The sequence below is a fragment of the Streptomyces sp. MBT53 genome, assembly GCF_016654115.1.
In the GTDB taxonomy this organism is placed as follows: Bacteria; Actinomycetota; Actinomycetes; order Streptomycetales; family Streptomycetaceae; genus Streptomyces.
In genome coordinates, this window is sequence record NZ_JAEQAZ010000008.1 from 71,366 (window position 1) to 84,933 (window position 13,568).

Below are 13,568 nucleotides of genomic sequence, written 5' to 3' on the forward strand. Positions count from 1 at the left end.
TTTTTGCCTGTACAGGGAGGCGGCATGACAGAGACGGCGAGCGGTCCGGCACGAGGTTCCCGCGCGAAGGGCACCAAGGTCACCAAGGGACTGCGCATCGAGCGTATTCACACCACCCCCGGCGTGCATCCGTACGACGAGGTGGAGTGGGAGCGTCGTGACGTCGTCATGACCAACTGGCGCGACGGCTCGGTCAATTTCGAGCAGCGTGGCGTCGAGTTCCCCGCCGAATGGGCGGTGAACGCGGTCAACATCGTCACCAGCAAGTACTTCCGCGGCGCTGTGGGCACCCCGCAGCGCGAGGTGAGCCTCAAGCAGCTCATCGACCGCATCGTGAAGACGTATCGGAAGGCAGGCGAGGACCACAAGTACTTCGCCTCGCCCGCCGACGCCGAGATCTTCGAGCACGAGCTGGCGTACGCCCTCCTGCACCAGGTCTTCAGCTTCAACAGCCCCGTGTGGTTCAACGTCGGGACCCCGCAGCCCCAGCAGGTCTCGGCCTGCTTCATCCTGGCCGTCGACGACTCCATGGAGTCGATCCTCGACTGGTACAAGGAAGAGGGCATGATCTTCAAGGGCGGTTCCGGCGCCGGCCTGAACCTGTCCCGCATCCGCTCCTCCAAGGAACTGCTCTCCTCCGGCGGCAACGCCTCGGGACCGGTCTCCTTCATGCGCGGTGCCGACGCCTCCGCGGGCACCATCAAGTCCGGCGGCGCCACCCGCCGCGCGGCCAAGATGGTCATCCTGGACGTCGACCACCCCGACATCGAGGACTTCATCCAGACCAAGGTCAAGGAAGAAGAGAAGATCCGCGCCCTGCGCGACGCGGGCTTCGACATGGACCTGGGCGGCGACGACATCACGTCGGTGCAGTACCAGAACGCCAACAACTCGGTCCGCGTGAACGACACGTTCATGAAGGCCGTGGAGAACGGCGACAAGTTCGGCCTGACGTCCCGTATGACCGGCGAGGTCATCGAGGAGGTCGACGCCAAGCAGCTGTTCCGCAAGATGGCCGAGGCCGCCTGGGCCTGCGCCGACCCGGGCATCCAGTACGACGACACCATCAACCAGTGGCACACGTGCCCGGAGTCCGGCCGTATCAACGGCTCGAACCCGTGCAGCGAGTACATGCACCTGGACAACACGTCCTGCAACCTCGCCTCGCTGAACCTGATGAAGTTCCTCAAGGACGACGGCAAGGGCAACCAGTCCTTCGAGGTCGAGCGCTTCGCCAAGGTCGTCGAGCTCGTCATCACCGCGATGGACATCTCCATCTGCTTCGCGGACTTCCCGACCCAGAAGATCGGCGAGAACACGCGCGCGTTCCGCCAGCTCGGCATCGGCTACGCCAACCTCGGCGCCCTGCTGATGGCGACCGGCCACGCGTACGACTCCGACGGCGGCCGTGCCCTCGCCGGTGCCATCACCTCGCTGATGACCGGCACGTCGTACAAGCGTTCCGCCGAACTCGCCGCGGTCGTCGGCCCGTACGACGGCTACGCACGCAACGAGCAGCCGCACCTGCGCGTCATGAAGCAGCACGCCGATGCCAACGCCGTGGCCCCGTGCGCGGACGACCTGGACACGCCCATCTGGGCCGCTGCCACGGAGTCCTGGCAGGACACCCTGCGCCTCGGCGAGAAGAACGGCTTCCGTAACTCGCAGGCGTCCGTCATCGCCCCGACCGGCACCATCGGTCTCGCGATGTCCTGCGACACCACCGGACTCGAGCCCGACCTCGCCCTGGTCAAGTTCAAGAAGCTGGTCGGCGGCGGCTCGATGCAGATCGTCAACGGCACCGTCCCGCAGGCCCTGCGCCGCCTGGGCTACCAGGAGGAGCAGATCGAGGCGGTCGTCGCCCACATCGCCGAGAACGGCAACGTGATCGACGCCCCGGGCCTCAAGCCCGAGCACTACGAGGTCTTCGACTGCGCCATGGGCGAGCGTTCCATCTCCGCGATGGGCCACGTCCGCATGATGGCCGCCATCCAGCCCTGGATCTCCGGCGCGCTCTCCAAGACGGTCAACCTGCCGGAGACGGCGACCGTCGAGGACGTCGAAGAGGTCTACTTCGAGGCCTGGAAGATGGGCGTCAAGGCGCTCGCGATCTACCGCGACAACTGCAAGGTCGGCCAGCCCCTGTCCGCCAAGACCAAGGACAAGGCCGAGGTCACCGCCAAGGCCGAGGAGACCATCCGGACCGCGGTCGAGAAGGTCGTCGAGTACCGCCCCGTCCGCAAGCGTCTCCCCAAGGGCCGCCCGGGCATCACGACCTCCTTCACGGTCGGCGGCGCCGAGGGCTACATGACCGCCAACTCCTACCCGGACGACGGTCTCGGCGAGGTCTTCCTGAAGATGTCCAAGCAGGGCTCCACCCTCGCGGGCATGATGGACGCCTTCTCGATCGCCGTCTCCGTAGGCCTGCAGTACGGCGTCCCCCTGGAGACGTACGTCTCGAAGTTCACCAACATGCGCTTCGAGCCGGCCGGCATGACGGACGACCCGGACGTGCGGATGGCGCAGTCGATCGTCGACTACATCTTCCGCCGCCTGGCGCTCGACTTCCTCCCCTTCGAGACGCGTTCCGCACTCGGCATCCACTCCGCCGAGGAGCGCCAGCGTCACCTGGAGACCGGTTCGTACGAGCCGACGGAGGACGAGGTCGACGTAGAGGGCCTGGCCCAGTCGGCGCCGCGCGCCCAGGAGTTGAAGGCGGTGGCCACGCCCAAGGCGGTCGTCGAGGCAGCCAAGCCCGCCCCGCAGCAGGCCCACACCAGCGCCGAACTGGTGGAGATGCAGCTGGGCATCCAGGCGGACGCCCCACTGTGCTTCTCCTGCGGTACGAAGATGCAGCGGGCCGGTTCCTGCTACATCTGCGAGGGGTGCGGTTCGACCAGCGGTTGCAGCTGACCAAGGCAACTGCCTGAAGTGAGTCAACCGTTCAGGGCGGTGGAGCCGGATTCTCGGCTCCACCGCCTTCGGCATGGGTGACGCCTTACGCCTGACGCATCGACTTGGCGCGTTGACGGCTTGTTGGGGCCTCGGCTGCCGTGGCATGCTCCCGGCCATGATCAAGAGAATCGAGTTCGCCGTCTCCCGGTGAGCGAGACGACCGGGACAACACTGCCCGGATCACCGACGACCCTCTACGAGCACGCGCTCCGGCTTCATCGACTGGCCCCGGACAAGCCGCTTCCACGCGACGGGGAGCCCTATCCGGACGACGGGACGCACCGTGGGCGACAAGGCCCCGAGTGGCCTGAAGACCAGTACGCGGTCGGCAAGGACGCGGCGCTCGTCCTGGACGCGCATTTCGCCCGCTCCTCCGCCCGGCCCGCCGAATTGGCCGATGCCTTCCACCACGTCCACATCCCGATTCACCAGAACGAGCACATCGCCGCCGCGGCCGAACGGGTGGACAGGAAACGCGTTCGGCGAACGGGCCGTTGGCTGGTCCGCCATGGGACCGACCGATGCTCGGTCACCGTCGGGCTCGCCCTGCTCGCCGCCGTGGGAACAGCCGACGACTTCCCGCTGATTCAGACGATCGGGCTGCTCTCCAACCACTTCGGACCGCTGGCGGCACACGCCTTCGAGACTCGGCCAGGAGGCGTCGAGGCCCTTCTCTGGCTCGCCGAGCGAGTTACCGGCTGGGGGCGCGTCTACGTGGTCGAGGCGCTCTGCCGACTCGACGACCCAACTGCCCGCCCCTGGCTGCTCCGCCGGGCCTGCGACGGCGACTTCCTCAACGGATACTTCGCCTGCCGGGTCGCCACAGTCACGAGACTCCATGAAGCGCTGGCCGACCTCGGCACCGATACCGAGATGGTCGATCACATCGGTCGGCTGCTCCATCAAATGAGCTGCTGCGACGGGATGGGACTCACCCTCGCTCACTACCCTCACTCCGCAGCGGTTCTGGGAGCTCATGCCCGCCATGCCGGTTCGCCTGCCCCAACCGCTGGGCGCTACTTCACCATCGCGTTGCTCGCCCAGCACCTGACGACGGAGCCTCCCGAGGCCTCGGGGTGCACCGCTGCGCAGCGGGAGGCACTTCGGGCGGCCTACCTGGAGGTGCTCGACCGCGAAGACTGGACCCGGATCGCACGCGCAGGATTCGCCGCGGACGACCGCCGGATGCGATGGCTCGCCGACCACAGGGCGCCCGAGTTGAGGCTGCGCGCGTTCCCGGATCGAGGGCCTGGCGCCGAGGGATGAGAGGCGTCAGGAATCCGGTTTCCCAGCGGAACGATCAGCAGTTAATCTCCCTCAGCGCGCATAGCGTGCGCACAGGGGAGGGTGGGGGACATGGCCGACGATTTCGTCGAGCCCGAAAAGGGTATGCGGGCGGGGGCCCAGGCAGTCGCGGCGGTAGTGGTGGTCGGCGGCGTCGTGGGTGGTATGTGGGGACTTGGGGGAGTCCTGCCGAAGACGACACAGGACACCAAGCCGGCGATCTGCTCGGCGAGTACGGACAACAGCCTGCCGGCGAAGTACGTCTCGCCGACGGCGCTCTGCACCGCGTTGAACCGCGCGGACCTGCCGGTGCTGCTGGGGACTCCGGACGAACACGCGGAGTCCGCCTCGGGCAGCGCGGGCTGGATGACGCTGGCCGGCGGCACCAAGATCGCCAGCCCTGAGGCGGACGTCGACCTGAGGACCTATTCCGTACGGCTGTCGGCGTCCTACGACGACATTCCGGTCGCCCAGGCGGCCCGCTACGTGGACTCGACCTCGCAGGTGAAGAAGGTCCTGGGGCATCCGGCCGTCCTCTACTCGGACCGGACGGTCTCCATCAGCTTCAACCTCGGCGGCGGCGACGCCAGTACGGGCCCCGGAGGCATCGCCCGCAGCCTGCTGGTCTCCACGAGCGCCAAGGACGGCGGCGACTCCTTCGAGATATCCATCTGGCGCCAGGACGACGTGCCGCCCGACGACGAGGCGCTGTTCCGCATCGCCGAGGAGGTGCTGCCGACGGTCCCGGGCTGGACCGCCGGCTGACGAGCTGCCGAAGGGCAGGGCTCAGGACTGCTGTGCTCTGCCCATCGTCCTGGTGAAGGTCGCCGGGTCGTCGTCGAAGCCCTGGATGCCGGGATGGAAGTCCCAGCTTCCGGACTCGTCCCGGGTGAACTCCCCGACCGTCGCCGCCGTGGCACCGAGGACGTCACCGAAGTCCTCCTCGGTGAGGACGGTGTACCCCTCGCGGATCCGCAACTTCGGGTTGAGGACGTTGACGAACGTACGGTGGGCGACCCGCTGTTGGATGACGACACCGACCACCACGCGCGCGTACCGGTCGGCGAGCCGGTCGAGCTCCAGCGTCATGACCTCGTCCCAGCCGAAGCCCTTGCCGTCCTTGCTGTCCCGGTTGAGATAGATGGTGCCGTCGGGGGACCGGCTGTCGAAGTACACCGCGTACGCGGGAGTGCCGTAGAGATCACTCGCCACATACGTGGTGGCAACGATGTCCAGATCGACAGGCGGTTGCCCGGTGGGACTCGGATCCCACTGGAGCCCGACTTCCGCCTTGCGGATCCCCTTGTTGAGGCCGTTGACCACAGTTCCCCTTCCCCGTGCGCCTCGATCGCGCGCCCCAACTGCCGGGCGATCAGCGTTCGTTGTCCATCGTGCCACGCGCGCGGGGGCGTATGCGCGGACGATCTCCGCCGGAGCGTGACCGGCGCCACGCTCCAGGGCCTTACGATGGCGCGGTGCTGGTCAAGTGGATTCGCTGCACCGTGATGGACCGCCGCGGCTTCGAGCGCGGGCAGCGAAAGTGGGCGGGGCTTCTGGGGGAGCCGGGATTTCGGGGACAGGGGGGAGGCTGGAGCAGAGCGCGGCCAGGAGTGGCACACATTTTCGCGTTCTGGGAAAGCCGTGCCTTCTACGACTCCTTCATGGCCCGATCCCACGACCGGCTGGCGTCGGCCCAGGTGGGCACCTTCAAGGACGCGCAGGTCAAGCTGTTCGATCATCGCTTCGATGTGAAGACCGGCTTCGAGCCGCGCTTCACCGACGCCGACCTGGTGCGGGTGGCCCTGTGCCGGGTCCACGAGGAGCGCGCCGAGCACTTCACGCTGATGCAGGAGAAGGTGTGGAACCCGGCGATGGCCGGTTCGCCAGGCATGCTCCGCGGGATGTTCGGCGAGGCCCCGGGACACGAGTTCATGGTGCTCTCGATGTGGCACTCGCCCGCCGAACACGGCAAATACCGCACCGAGCGAGTGGAACGGCTCGCACTGAGGGCCCAGATCGAGGCGGACGTCGCGTCCCTCACGGGGGACATCGTGCAACTGGAACCGAGCTGGACAGTTTGAATTCCGGACTGACGGGACCGCCGTCACCGACGTCCCGGTGTGTGAATCGTGCGCCCCTATGTGGCCGATCGGGCAGAATTCGTGTGACCTACGCCGTATGGAGCCCGTACGAGTGCTCGATATGCCACCACTGGATCTAGGGTTTTGGCATGGCACGACCACGGCGCATCGTCCTTGTCCGGCACGGCGAGTCAACGGGCAATGTTGATGACACCGTGTACGAGCGTGAACCCGACCATGCCCTGGCGCTGACCGACCAGGGATGGCGTCAGGCCGAGGAGACCGGCAAGCGGCTGCGGGAGGTGTTCGGCCGCGAGCGCATCAGCGTGTACGTCTCCCCGTACCGCCGCACCCACGAGACCTTCCGGGCCTTCCACCTCGACCCCGACCTCGTACGCGTACGTGAGGAGCCGCGGCTCCGCGAACAGGACTGGGGGAACTGGCAGGACCGGGACGACGTACGCCTCCAGAAGGCGTACCGGGACGCCTACGGGCACTTCTTCTACCGCTTCGCCCAGGGCGAGTCCGGCGCCGACGTCTACGACCGGGTCGGCGGCTTCCTGGAGAGCCTGTACCGCAGCTTCGAGGCCCCGGACCACCCGCCCAACGTGCTGCTCGTGACGCACGGCCTGGCGATGCGACTCTTCTGCATGCGCTGGTTCCACTGGACGGTCGCCGAGTTCGAGTCGCTGTCCAATCCGGGGAACGCCGAGATGCGGATGCTCGTTCTGGGGGACGACGGCCGGTATGCGTTGGACCGGCCGTTCGACAGCTGGCGAGATCCGGAGCCGTACGGGATCAGTGGGTAGGGTGACGGACCGATGACTGCCGACTCCTCTACCCGATCTTCCGACCCTTCTAACTCTCCTGACGGACGCTTCGGCCGAGCCCTGGCCAGCCTGCGCGGACTCGCCGTGGGGGACGCACTGGGCTCCCAGTTCTTCGTGCCCGTGAACTACCCGCTCCTCAAGCGCCGCGAGCTGCCCCCGGCGCCCTGGCAGTGGACGGACGACACGGAGATGGCCTGCTCCGTGGTCGCGGTTCTCGCCGCCCACCACCGCGTCGACCAGGACGCCCTGGCCCACTCCTTCGCCGAGCACCACGACTTCGACCGCGGCTACGGCCCCGCCGTCAACCGATTGCTGCGCCTGGTCCGCGAAGGCGGCGACTGGCGTGAACTGTCCGCCGCGCTCTTCGACGGACAGGGCTCATGGGGCAACGGCGCGGCGATGCGGATCGCACCCCTGGGCGCCTGGTACGCGGACGATCCCGAGCAGGCGACCCACCAGGCCGAGATCTCGGCCTACCCGACGCACCAGCACCGTGAGGGCGTCGTCGGCGCCATGGCCGTCGCCGCGGCAGCCGCACTGGCCGCCGCCCCGGGCGGCCCGCCCAGCGCCGAGGCGCTCCTCGACGGCGTCATCGCCCTCGTCCCCAAGAGCGCGGTCGGTACGGGGCTGAGGCGCGCCCGCGACATGCTCGACTACGCCGATGCCGGCACCGTCGCCGCGGTACTGGGCTGCGGACGTCGTACGACAGCGCACGACACGGTCCCCTTCGCGCTCTGGTCGGCCGCTCGCGGCCTCGGCGACTACGCGCAGGCGTTCTGGACCACCGCGCAGGTCGGCGGGGACGTGGACACCACCTGCGCCATCGTGGGCGGCGTGATCGCCGGCGGGAAGGCCGGGACGCCACCCGCCGAGTGGGTGGAGCGGACGGAGGCGCTGCCGGGCTGGGTGCCGACGGCCGTCTGACGCCTCCGACCTCCTGCCGGGCAGCGCTACCCGCACGCGACGGAAACTCTCTGTGCCCGGCGGGAACTCTGCGTGACCGCCCGGCCGTTGTCCTGGCAGCTGCTGTGTGACACATGGGTCCACACAGGACGGACAGGACACGGGAGTTGTGGGGGTGGTCATGAGGTTTTCGCCGATGTCGATGTCGAAGATGGTGCTGTTTTCGGTGCTGTTGCCGGTCGGTCGGGCCCTGGCCGGGCCCGACCGGTCAGCCGATTCCCGGACCCGCCGTGCCCGCGAGGGCGTCGAGGTCGCTCTTGCGGACCCTGATGACCAACCAGGCGGTGATCAGGGCGAGTACGGCCATCGCGGCGGCCGGAATGAAGGCCGTCGAGATACCGTGCGCGAGCACCTCGTGCCCCCAAGGCGCGGGCAGCTGGTGCGACTTGGCGAACTCCTGCTTCTGCTCCGCCGATCCGTTGGCCAGGAACTTCGGCAGCTGCTTCTTCGCCTCGTCCCTGCTGGCCGAGCCGAACACCGTGGTCAGGATGGACAGACCGAGCGAACCGCCCACCTGCTGCATGGCGTTGAGCAACGCGGACGCGGCGCCCGCCTCGTGCGGGGCGACGCCGGACACGGCGGTGATCGTCAGCGTCACGAAGTTCAGGCCCATGCCGAAGCCGAACACCAGCATGGGGCCGAGCACTCCGTCGACGTACGAGCTGTCCGAGCTGATGAGGGTCTGCCAGGCCAGCCCGATCACCGCGAGGGCCGAGCCGACGAGCATGAACGGCCGTGGTCCGAACCGCGGCAGGAACTGCTGGGACAGCCCCGCTCCGGCCGCGATCACGACCGTCACCGGCAGGAAGGCGAGCCCGGCCTGGATCGGGCTGTACCCCAGCACGTTCTGCACGAAGAGCACGATGTAGAAGAACATTCCGAACATCGCGGCGGCCAGGCTCAGCATGATCACGTAGGTGCCCGAGCGGTTGCGGTCGGCGAACATCCTGAGCGGGGTGATCGGTTCCTTGGCCCTGGATTCGATGACCACGAAGGCCAGCAGCAGCACGGCCGCCGCGCCGAAGGACCCGATGGTCAGGCTGTCGCGCCACCCCTTGTCCGCCGCGCGGATGAAGCCGTAGACGAGGGACGCCATGCCCGCCGTCGAGGTCAGCGCGCCCGCGATGTCGAACCGGCCGGTGTGCCGTTCGGACTCGCTGATGTACAGCGGTGTGAGTACGGCGATCAGCAGGCCGATCGGCACGTTGACGAAGAGCACCCAGCGCCAGTCGAGCCACTCGGTGAGCATGCCGCCCGCGAGCAGGCCGATCGCGCCGCCGCCCGCCGAGACCGCGGCGAAGACTCCGAACGCCCTGTTGCGTTCCGGGCCCTCGGGGAACGTGGTGGTGATGAGTGCCAGCGAAGTGGGCGACGCGATCGCGCCACCCACGCCCTGGAGGACGCGTGCGGCCAGCAACTGCCAGGGTTCCTGGGCGAGTCCGCCGAGCAGCGAGGCGAAGGTGAAGAGCAGGATGCCGGTGATGAACACCCGGCGCCTGCCGAGGATGTCGCCGGCCCGGCCGCCGAGAAGCAGCAGGCCGCCGAAGGTGAGCGTGTAGGCGCTGACGACCCATGTGAGGTCGGTGGTGCTGAAGCTGAGTGCGGCTTGAATGTGCGGGAGAGCGATGTTCACAATCGTCGCGTCGAGTACCACCATGAGTTGGCAGGCCGCGATGACCGCGAGCGCGATACCGGGATGCCCCTCCCGGCGGGCCGCTCCTGGTTTTGGCTTCTGGGTCAACTGAGAGGTTGTCACTATGGGTCCCCCACAAGTGTGTTAGTGAACGCCCGCGTTCACTGCCGCGTCAACGGTAGTGAGTCCCCGACAGTGAACGCAAGCGTTCACTTAACTCGCCCCGATATGACGCGTCCCCCGTCGCTGCCGCGCGACGTGTCCCCGATCCCCGGAATTCCCCATTCCACTGCTCGCTGGAGAGACTCAGATGGTTACTTCGGGCTGGACGGCCGCCCCCGCTCAGGCGGCCTCCCTCCGCCGTCGCGGCGCCGTGCTCGAACGCGCGATCCTGGAGGCCGCACTGGAACAACTCAGTACGGTCGGATGGAACGCCCTCACGATGGAAGGCGTCGCCGCCGGCGCCCAGACGGGCAAGGCCGCGGTCTACCGCCGCTGGTCCTCGAAGGAAGACCTCGTCGCGGACGCGTTGCAGGCCGGACTGCCGCGTCTGGAAGAGCTGCCCGACCTCGGCGATGTGCGTGCGGATCTGCTGGCGCTGTGCACACGGGCGCGCGACGCGATGTTCTCGCGCCCCGGATCCGCCCTGCGCGCGGTGATTCACGAATGCGACATGGCGCAGGCGGAGCGCTTCCACGGCGTGATCGTCGAAGGCGTCGTGGAACCTACGCTCCGACTGATCCGCGACGCTGTCGACCGGGGAATCGAGCGAGGCCAGGTTCGCTCCGACGCGTCCAACAGCTATGTCTTCGACGCGATCCCGGCGATGATGATGTACAGATCGAAGGTGTGCGGCAGTGAATGGAGCGACCAGGAGATCGAGGAAATGCTCGACCAGTTGGTGCTTCCGCTGCTCCGGCCGAGCGGTGCGTGAAGCCGGACCGGGACGAGCTTGAGCGGGCGAGGGGAAGCCTGGGTGTCGCAGGGGGTCCCGGGCGGCGTACCCTGAGGTCGCCATGCCGTACGAAGCACCCACTCACACCGTCGAGCGCTCACTCCGCGCCACGACCGGAGCCAAGGTCATTGCAGGCGTCGACGAGGTGGGGCGCGGCGCGTGGGCCGGCCCCGTCACCGTCTGCGCGGCGGTCACCGGACTGCGCCGACCCCCCGAAGGCCTCACCGACTCCAAGCTCATCGCGGTCAAGCGGCGTACCCAACTCGCCGAAGAACTCCGCAAGTGGGTCACGGCGTACGCCCTGGGGCACGCCTCCCCGGAGGAGATCGACGACCTAGGCATGACGGCCGCGCTGCGGCTCGCCGCGGTGCGTGCCCTTGAGGCCTTGCCGGTTCGCCCGGACGCGGTCATTCTCGACGGGAAGCACGATTACCTCGGGGCCCCTTGGCGGGTTCGTACGGTGATCAAGGGCGACCAGTCGTGCGTGGCGGTGGCCGCCGCTTCGGTGATCGCCAAGGTTCAGCGCGACAAAATGATGGCCGAACTGGGCATCGACCATGCAGACTTCGCTTTTGCGGCCAACGCCGGGTATCCGTCACCCGTGCACAAAGCCGCACTGGAGGAGCGGGGCCCCACCCCGTACCACCGGTTGTCGTGGGCGTATCTTGATGCGCTGCCCCAGTGGCGGCACCTCAAGAAGGCCCGCAGTTGGGCGGAGGGAAACGTTCCGGAGATCGAGGGGCAGCTCGGCTTCGACTTCTGACCGTTCCGCTCGCACTGATGTGCCACCCGCCGACGCGAGCCGCGCCAACGTTTGATAAAAATCAGCTCATGCCTCTCATTCCCGAGGAGCCTCAGATTCACGAGAGTGCCCAGGGTCCCCGCGCCACTCCGGCCAGTGGCCGCGTCGCGCCGACCCCCCGTCCCGTACCAGGTCCCCGCCCCGCGGCGCCGTCGCGTCCCGGTCGCCCCGGCCCCTTGCGGCCCACGGCGCCGGTGCAACGCACGCCGCGTGACGTGGCCGCTGTGAAGCCCGGACCCTCGGGTCCGGCTGCCCCCGCCGCCTCCGACACCGCTGTGGCGACCCCGCAGATCCAGCTCGTCCCGGCCTCGGCCGAGGGTGCGCTGGACGCCGCCGAGGAAGCCGTCGACCTGCTTCTGGAGTCGGGCCGTACCCCGGGTGACGTGCTGGTGATCACCACCGGCGAACCGCACCCGTGGGCCGCCCATGAACTGTCCTTCGGTGAAGCGTCCTACTGGGCGCAGCACGACGCGCGCGACGACGTCTTCTACGCGGACGCCGCCGTCGCGGGCCGGGCGACGTCCCGACCCGTCGTCGTGGTCGCCGTCAACGGAGGCGCCGACGCCGTCGCCGCCACCGCGCTGCCCATGGCCCTCAGCCGGGCCGGCGCCCTGCTGATCGTCTGCGGCGACCCGCAGCAGATCAACTCGGTGCTGGGCGCGGGCGTCTGAGAGCCGTCTCCGGAACGTTCGGAGGGCTCTCAGAGGCCGACGGCGGCCCACTCGGACGCCGTTGCATAGGTCTGTGCACGGTGAGCGCTCTGCCGTGCCCGGAAGCCCGGGCGCGGTCGATGAAGGGTGCCTTCCGCAGGGTTCCGTCCCGTGCGTGATGAACCGGCCGGGAGTCCCTGTCCGGGGGCGGCCCGGCACCGTACGGACCCCTCAAGTCCGGGGGCGGCCCGGCGGGGTCGTACGGACTCTCCAGCGCGGGTTCCGTGCCGCCGTACGGACCCTCCAGTGCCGGCTTTGTGTCGCCGTACGGACCCTCCCTTGGCGGTCTCGTACCGCCGTACGGTCCGGGCGCGGAGGCCCGGACCGGTGTTTCAGCGGGCCGCGGCGCGGCGCAGTACCTCCGAGGCGGCGCCGCCGGTGCGAGGCAGCAGGGGCGGTACCTCGGACATGGCGAAAGGTTCCGGCGCCGAGTCCGCGCTCGGGCGTCGGCCGCCACGCCCCTCACCGAGCACCTGCCAGCCGTCACGCGTCAGCGTGATGTACGCCCCGCAGCGCAGCCCGTGCAGCGTGCAGGCGTCACGCAGCCCCCACATCCACGCCCCGTCCTCTTCCGTCCAACGCGCGTCGCCCTCACGGCAGTAGAGCAGCACGGCGGTGCGCACCGGGGTGCGGCGGCGCAGGTCGTGCGGGATGACCCGACGCAGTTGCGCGAGCAGCGCGTTGCGGAACATCCAGCCGTCGGCCGGGGCCGACCGGCGGACGAACGAGGCGCTCGCGAGCAGCCGTTCGTCCGGGTCGAGGACGGCCACGATCGCGGTCGCCGGTCTCGGGCGGTGCCGGGAGTGCAGCCCGCTGACGACCTCGCGGGGATTGCGCAGCAGGGGGATTCCGGCGGCGGCCCACTCGGAGGGTTCGAGCATACGGGCCAGAGGGTTGGCGGAAGCGGCGGACAGGTCGGCTGACGTCGACGTGGATGCCGCGGAGGACGGAGCGAATCCGAAGGTCACGGTTCTCCCTTCGGCTACGCGCCCACACTGCGGGCGAGGTCGGATTCGGGGGAGCGCACACCGCAGCAGGGCCCTACCGGATCACGGACGAACCGTGCGGGGAGCGGACTCCAATTCTTGCTGTCGAACTGGGATGCGGCAACGAGCAAATGGGGCCACAGCCCCTTATCTGATGGTCTGTGGCTTATATCCCTACCCAATGCGTCGTTCGACGACGCCTGGGACGATCGAGTACGACACTTTCGTACGCCACTGAGGTGCGGAAGGTCTAGAGGGAGCAGGTCGGCCCCGGTGCGCGGGGCGTCCGGGACAGGCGGTCAGGACGGCCGGAAGCGCCCCTTCACCGCGGCGGGGGATTGGGCCGTTGTCAGTGGCGTGAGGTTGCAT

12 protein-coding genes are annotated in these 13,568 nt (G+C 68.7%); 9 read left to right on the top strand and 3 right to left on the bottom strand.

Features of this window, described 5'->3' with window-relative positions; all coding sequences use genetic code 11:
- The first annotated feature begins 24 nt into the window (after positions 1–24).
- The 3 genes from JHN45_RS05015 (at position 25) to JHN45_RS05025 (ending at position 5,004) form a co-directional block, all read left to right on the top strand.
- Positions 25–2,913, top strand: a complete 2,889-nt coding sequence (locus JHN45_RS05015) for a vitamin B12-dependent ribonucleotide reductase (protein ID WP_201048159.1) — start codon at positions 25–27, stop codon at positions 2,911–2,913.
- A gap of 189 nt (positions 2,914–3,102) precedes the next feature.
- Positions 3,103–4,221, top strand: a complete 1,119-nt coding sequence (locus JHN45_RS05020; protein ID WP_201048160.1) for a hypothetical protein — start codon at positions 3,103–3,105, stop codon at positions 4,219–4,221.
- Between the two features lie 90 nt (positions 4,222–4,311).
- Positions 4,312–5,004: a DUF6215 domain-containing protein gene (locus JHN45_RS05025; RefSeq protein WP_201048161.1), complete on the top strand. Its 693-nt coding sequence runs from the start codon at positions 4,312–4,314 to the stop codon at positions 5,002–5,004.
- A gap of 21 nt (positions 5,005–5,025) precedes the next feature.
- Here JHN45_RS05025 and JHN45_RS05030 read toward each other — a convergent pair whose 3' ends face one another.
- Positions 5,026–5,562: a TerD family protein gene (locus tag JHN45_RS05030; protein WP_200709699.1), complete on the bottom strand. Its 537-nt coding sequence runs from the start codon at positions 5,560–5,562 to the stop codon at positions 5,026–5,028.
- 152 nt (positions 5,563–5,714) lie between these two features.
- Between JHN45_RS05030 and JHN45_RS05035 the strand changes: the two genes are divergently transcribed.
- From JHN45_RS05035 to JHN45_RS05045, 3 genes are all read left to right on the top strand, one after another.
- On the top strand, positions 5,715–6,320 hold the full coding sequence (locus JHN45_RS05035; protein ID WP_201048162.1) for a YdbC family protein: 606 nt from the start codon (positions 5,715–5,717) through the stop codon (positions 6,318–6,320).
- 149 nt (positions 6,321–6,469) lie between these two features.
- The gene (locus tag JHN45_RS05040) at positions 6,470–7,129 is read left to right on the top strand and encodes a histidine phosphatase family protein (RefSeq protein WP_026179190.1); all 660 of its coding nucleotides are present in this window, start codon (positions 6,470–6,472) and stop codon (positions 7,127–7,129) included.
- A gap of 12 nt (positions 7,130–7,141) precedes the next feature.
- Positions 7,142–8,074 carry an ADP-ribosylglycohydrolase family protein gene (locus JHN45_RS05045; protein WP_201048163.1) on the top strand — a complete coding sequence of 311 codons (933 nt, stop codon included), beginning with the start codon at positions 7,142–7,144 and terminating at the stop codon, positions 8,072–8,074.
- 247 nt (positions 8,075–8,321) lie between these two features.
- Here JHN45_RS05045 and JHN45_RS05050 read toward each other — a convergent pair whose 3' ends face one another.
- Positions 8,322–9,869 (bottom strand): MFS transporter, encoded by a 1,548-nt coding sequence (locus tag JHN45_RS05050; RefSeq protein ID WP_201048164.1) that lies wholly within the window; start codon positions 9,867–9,869, stop codon positions 8,322–8,324.
- Between the two features lie 187 nt (positions 9,870–10,056).
- On the opposite strand from JHN45_RS05050, the gene JHN45_RS05055 reads away from it, so the two are divergent.
- The 3 genes from JHN45_RS05055 (at position 10,057) to JHN45_RS05065 (ending at position 12,174) form a co-directional block, all read left to right on the top strand.
- Positions 10,057–10,680 carry a TetR/AcrR family transcriptional regulator gene (locus JHN45_RS05055; protein ID WP_200716450.1) on the top strand — a complete coding sequence of 208 codons (624 nt, stop codon included), beginning with the start codon at positions 10,057–10,059 and terminating at the stop codon, positions 10,678–10,680.
- 82 nt (positions 10,681–10,762) lie between these two features.
- Complete coding sequence (locus JHN45_RS05060) at positions 10,763–11,464, top strand: ribonuclease HII (RefSeq protein ID WP_200716449.1); 702 nt, start codon at positions 10,763–10,765, stop codon at positions 11,462–11,464.
- 68 nt (positions 11,465–11,532) lie between these two features.
- The gene (locus tag JHN45_RS05065) at positions 11,533–12,174 is read left to right on the top strand and encodes a hypothetical protein (protein ID WP_201048165.1); all 642 of its coding nucleotides are present in this window, start codon (positions 11,533–11,535) and stop codon (positions 12,172–12,174) included.
- A 371-nt stretch (positions 12,175–12,545) separates the two neighbouring features.
- Here JHN45_RS05065 and JHN45_RS05070 read toward each other — a convergent pair whose 3' ends face one another.
- Positions 12,546–13,181: a hypothetical protein gene (locus JHN45_RS05070; protein ID WP_200716447.1), complete on the bottom strand. Its 636-nt coding sequence runs from the start codon at positions 13,179–13,181 to the stop codon at positions 12,546–12,548.
- Positions 13,182–13,568 lie beyond the last annotated feature (387 nt).

Excerpts from the sequence above, each read along its gene's own strand:
- JHN45_RS05055 (WP_200716450.1), top strand. The coding sequence starts at position 10,057 with ATGGTTACTTCGGGCTGGACGGCCGCCCCCGCTCAGGCGGCCTCCCTC.
- JHN45_RS05060 (WP_200716449.1), top strand. The coding sequence starts at position 10,763 with ATGCCGTACGAAGCACCCACTCACACCGTCGAGCGCTCACTCCGCGCC.
- JHN45_RS05065 (WP_201048165.1), top strand. The coding sequence starts at position 11,533 with ATGCCTCTCATTCCCGAGGAGCCTCAGATTCACGAGAGTGCCCAGGGT.
- JHN45_RS05045 (WP_201048163.1), top strand. The coding sequence starts at position 7,142 with ATGACTGCCGACTCCTCTACCCGATCTTCCGACCCTTCTAACTCTCCT.
- JHN45_RS05040 (WP_026179190.1), top strand. The coding sequence starts at position 6,470 with ATGGCACGACCACGGCGCATCGTCCTTGTCCGGCACGGCGAGTCAACG.
- JHN45_RS05025 (WP_201048161.1), top strand. The coding sequence starts at position 4,312 with ATGGCCGACGATTTCGTCGAGCCCGAAAAGGGTATGCGGGCGGGGGCC.
- JHN45_RS05015 (WP_201048159.1), top strand. The coding sequence starts at position 25 with ATGACAGAGACGGCGAGCGGTCCGGCACGAGGTTCCCGCGCGAAGGGC.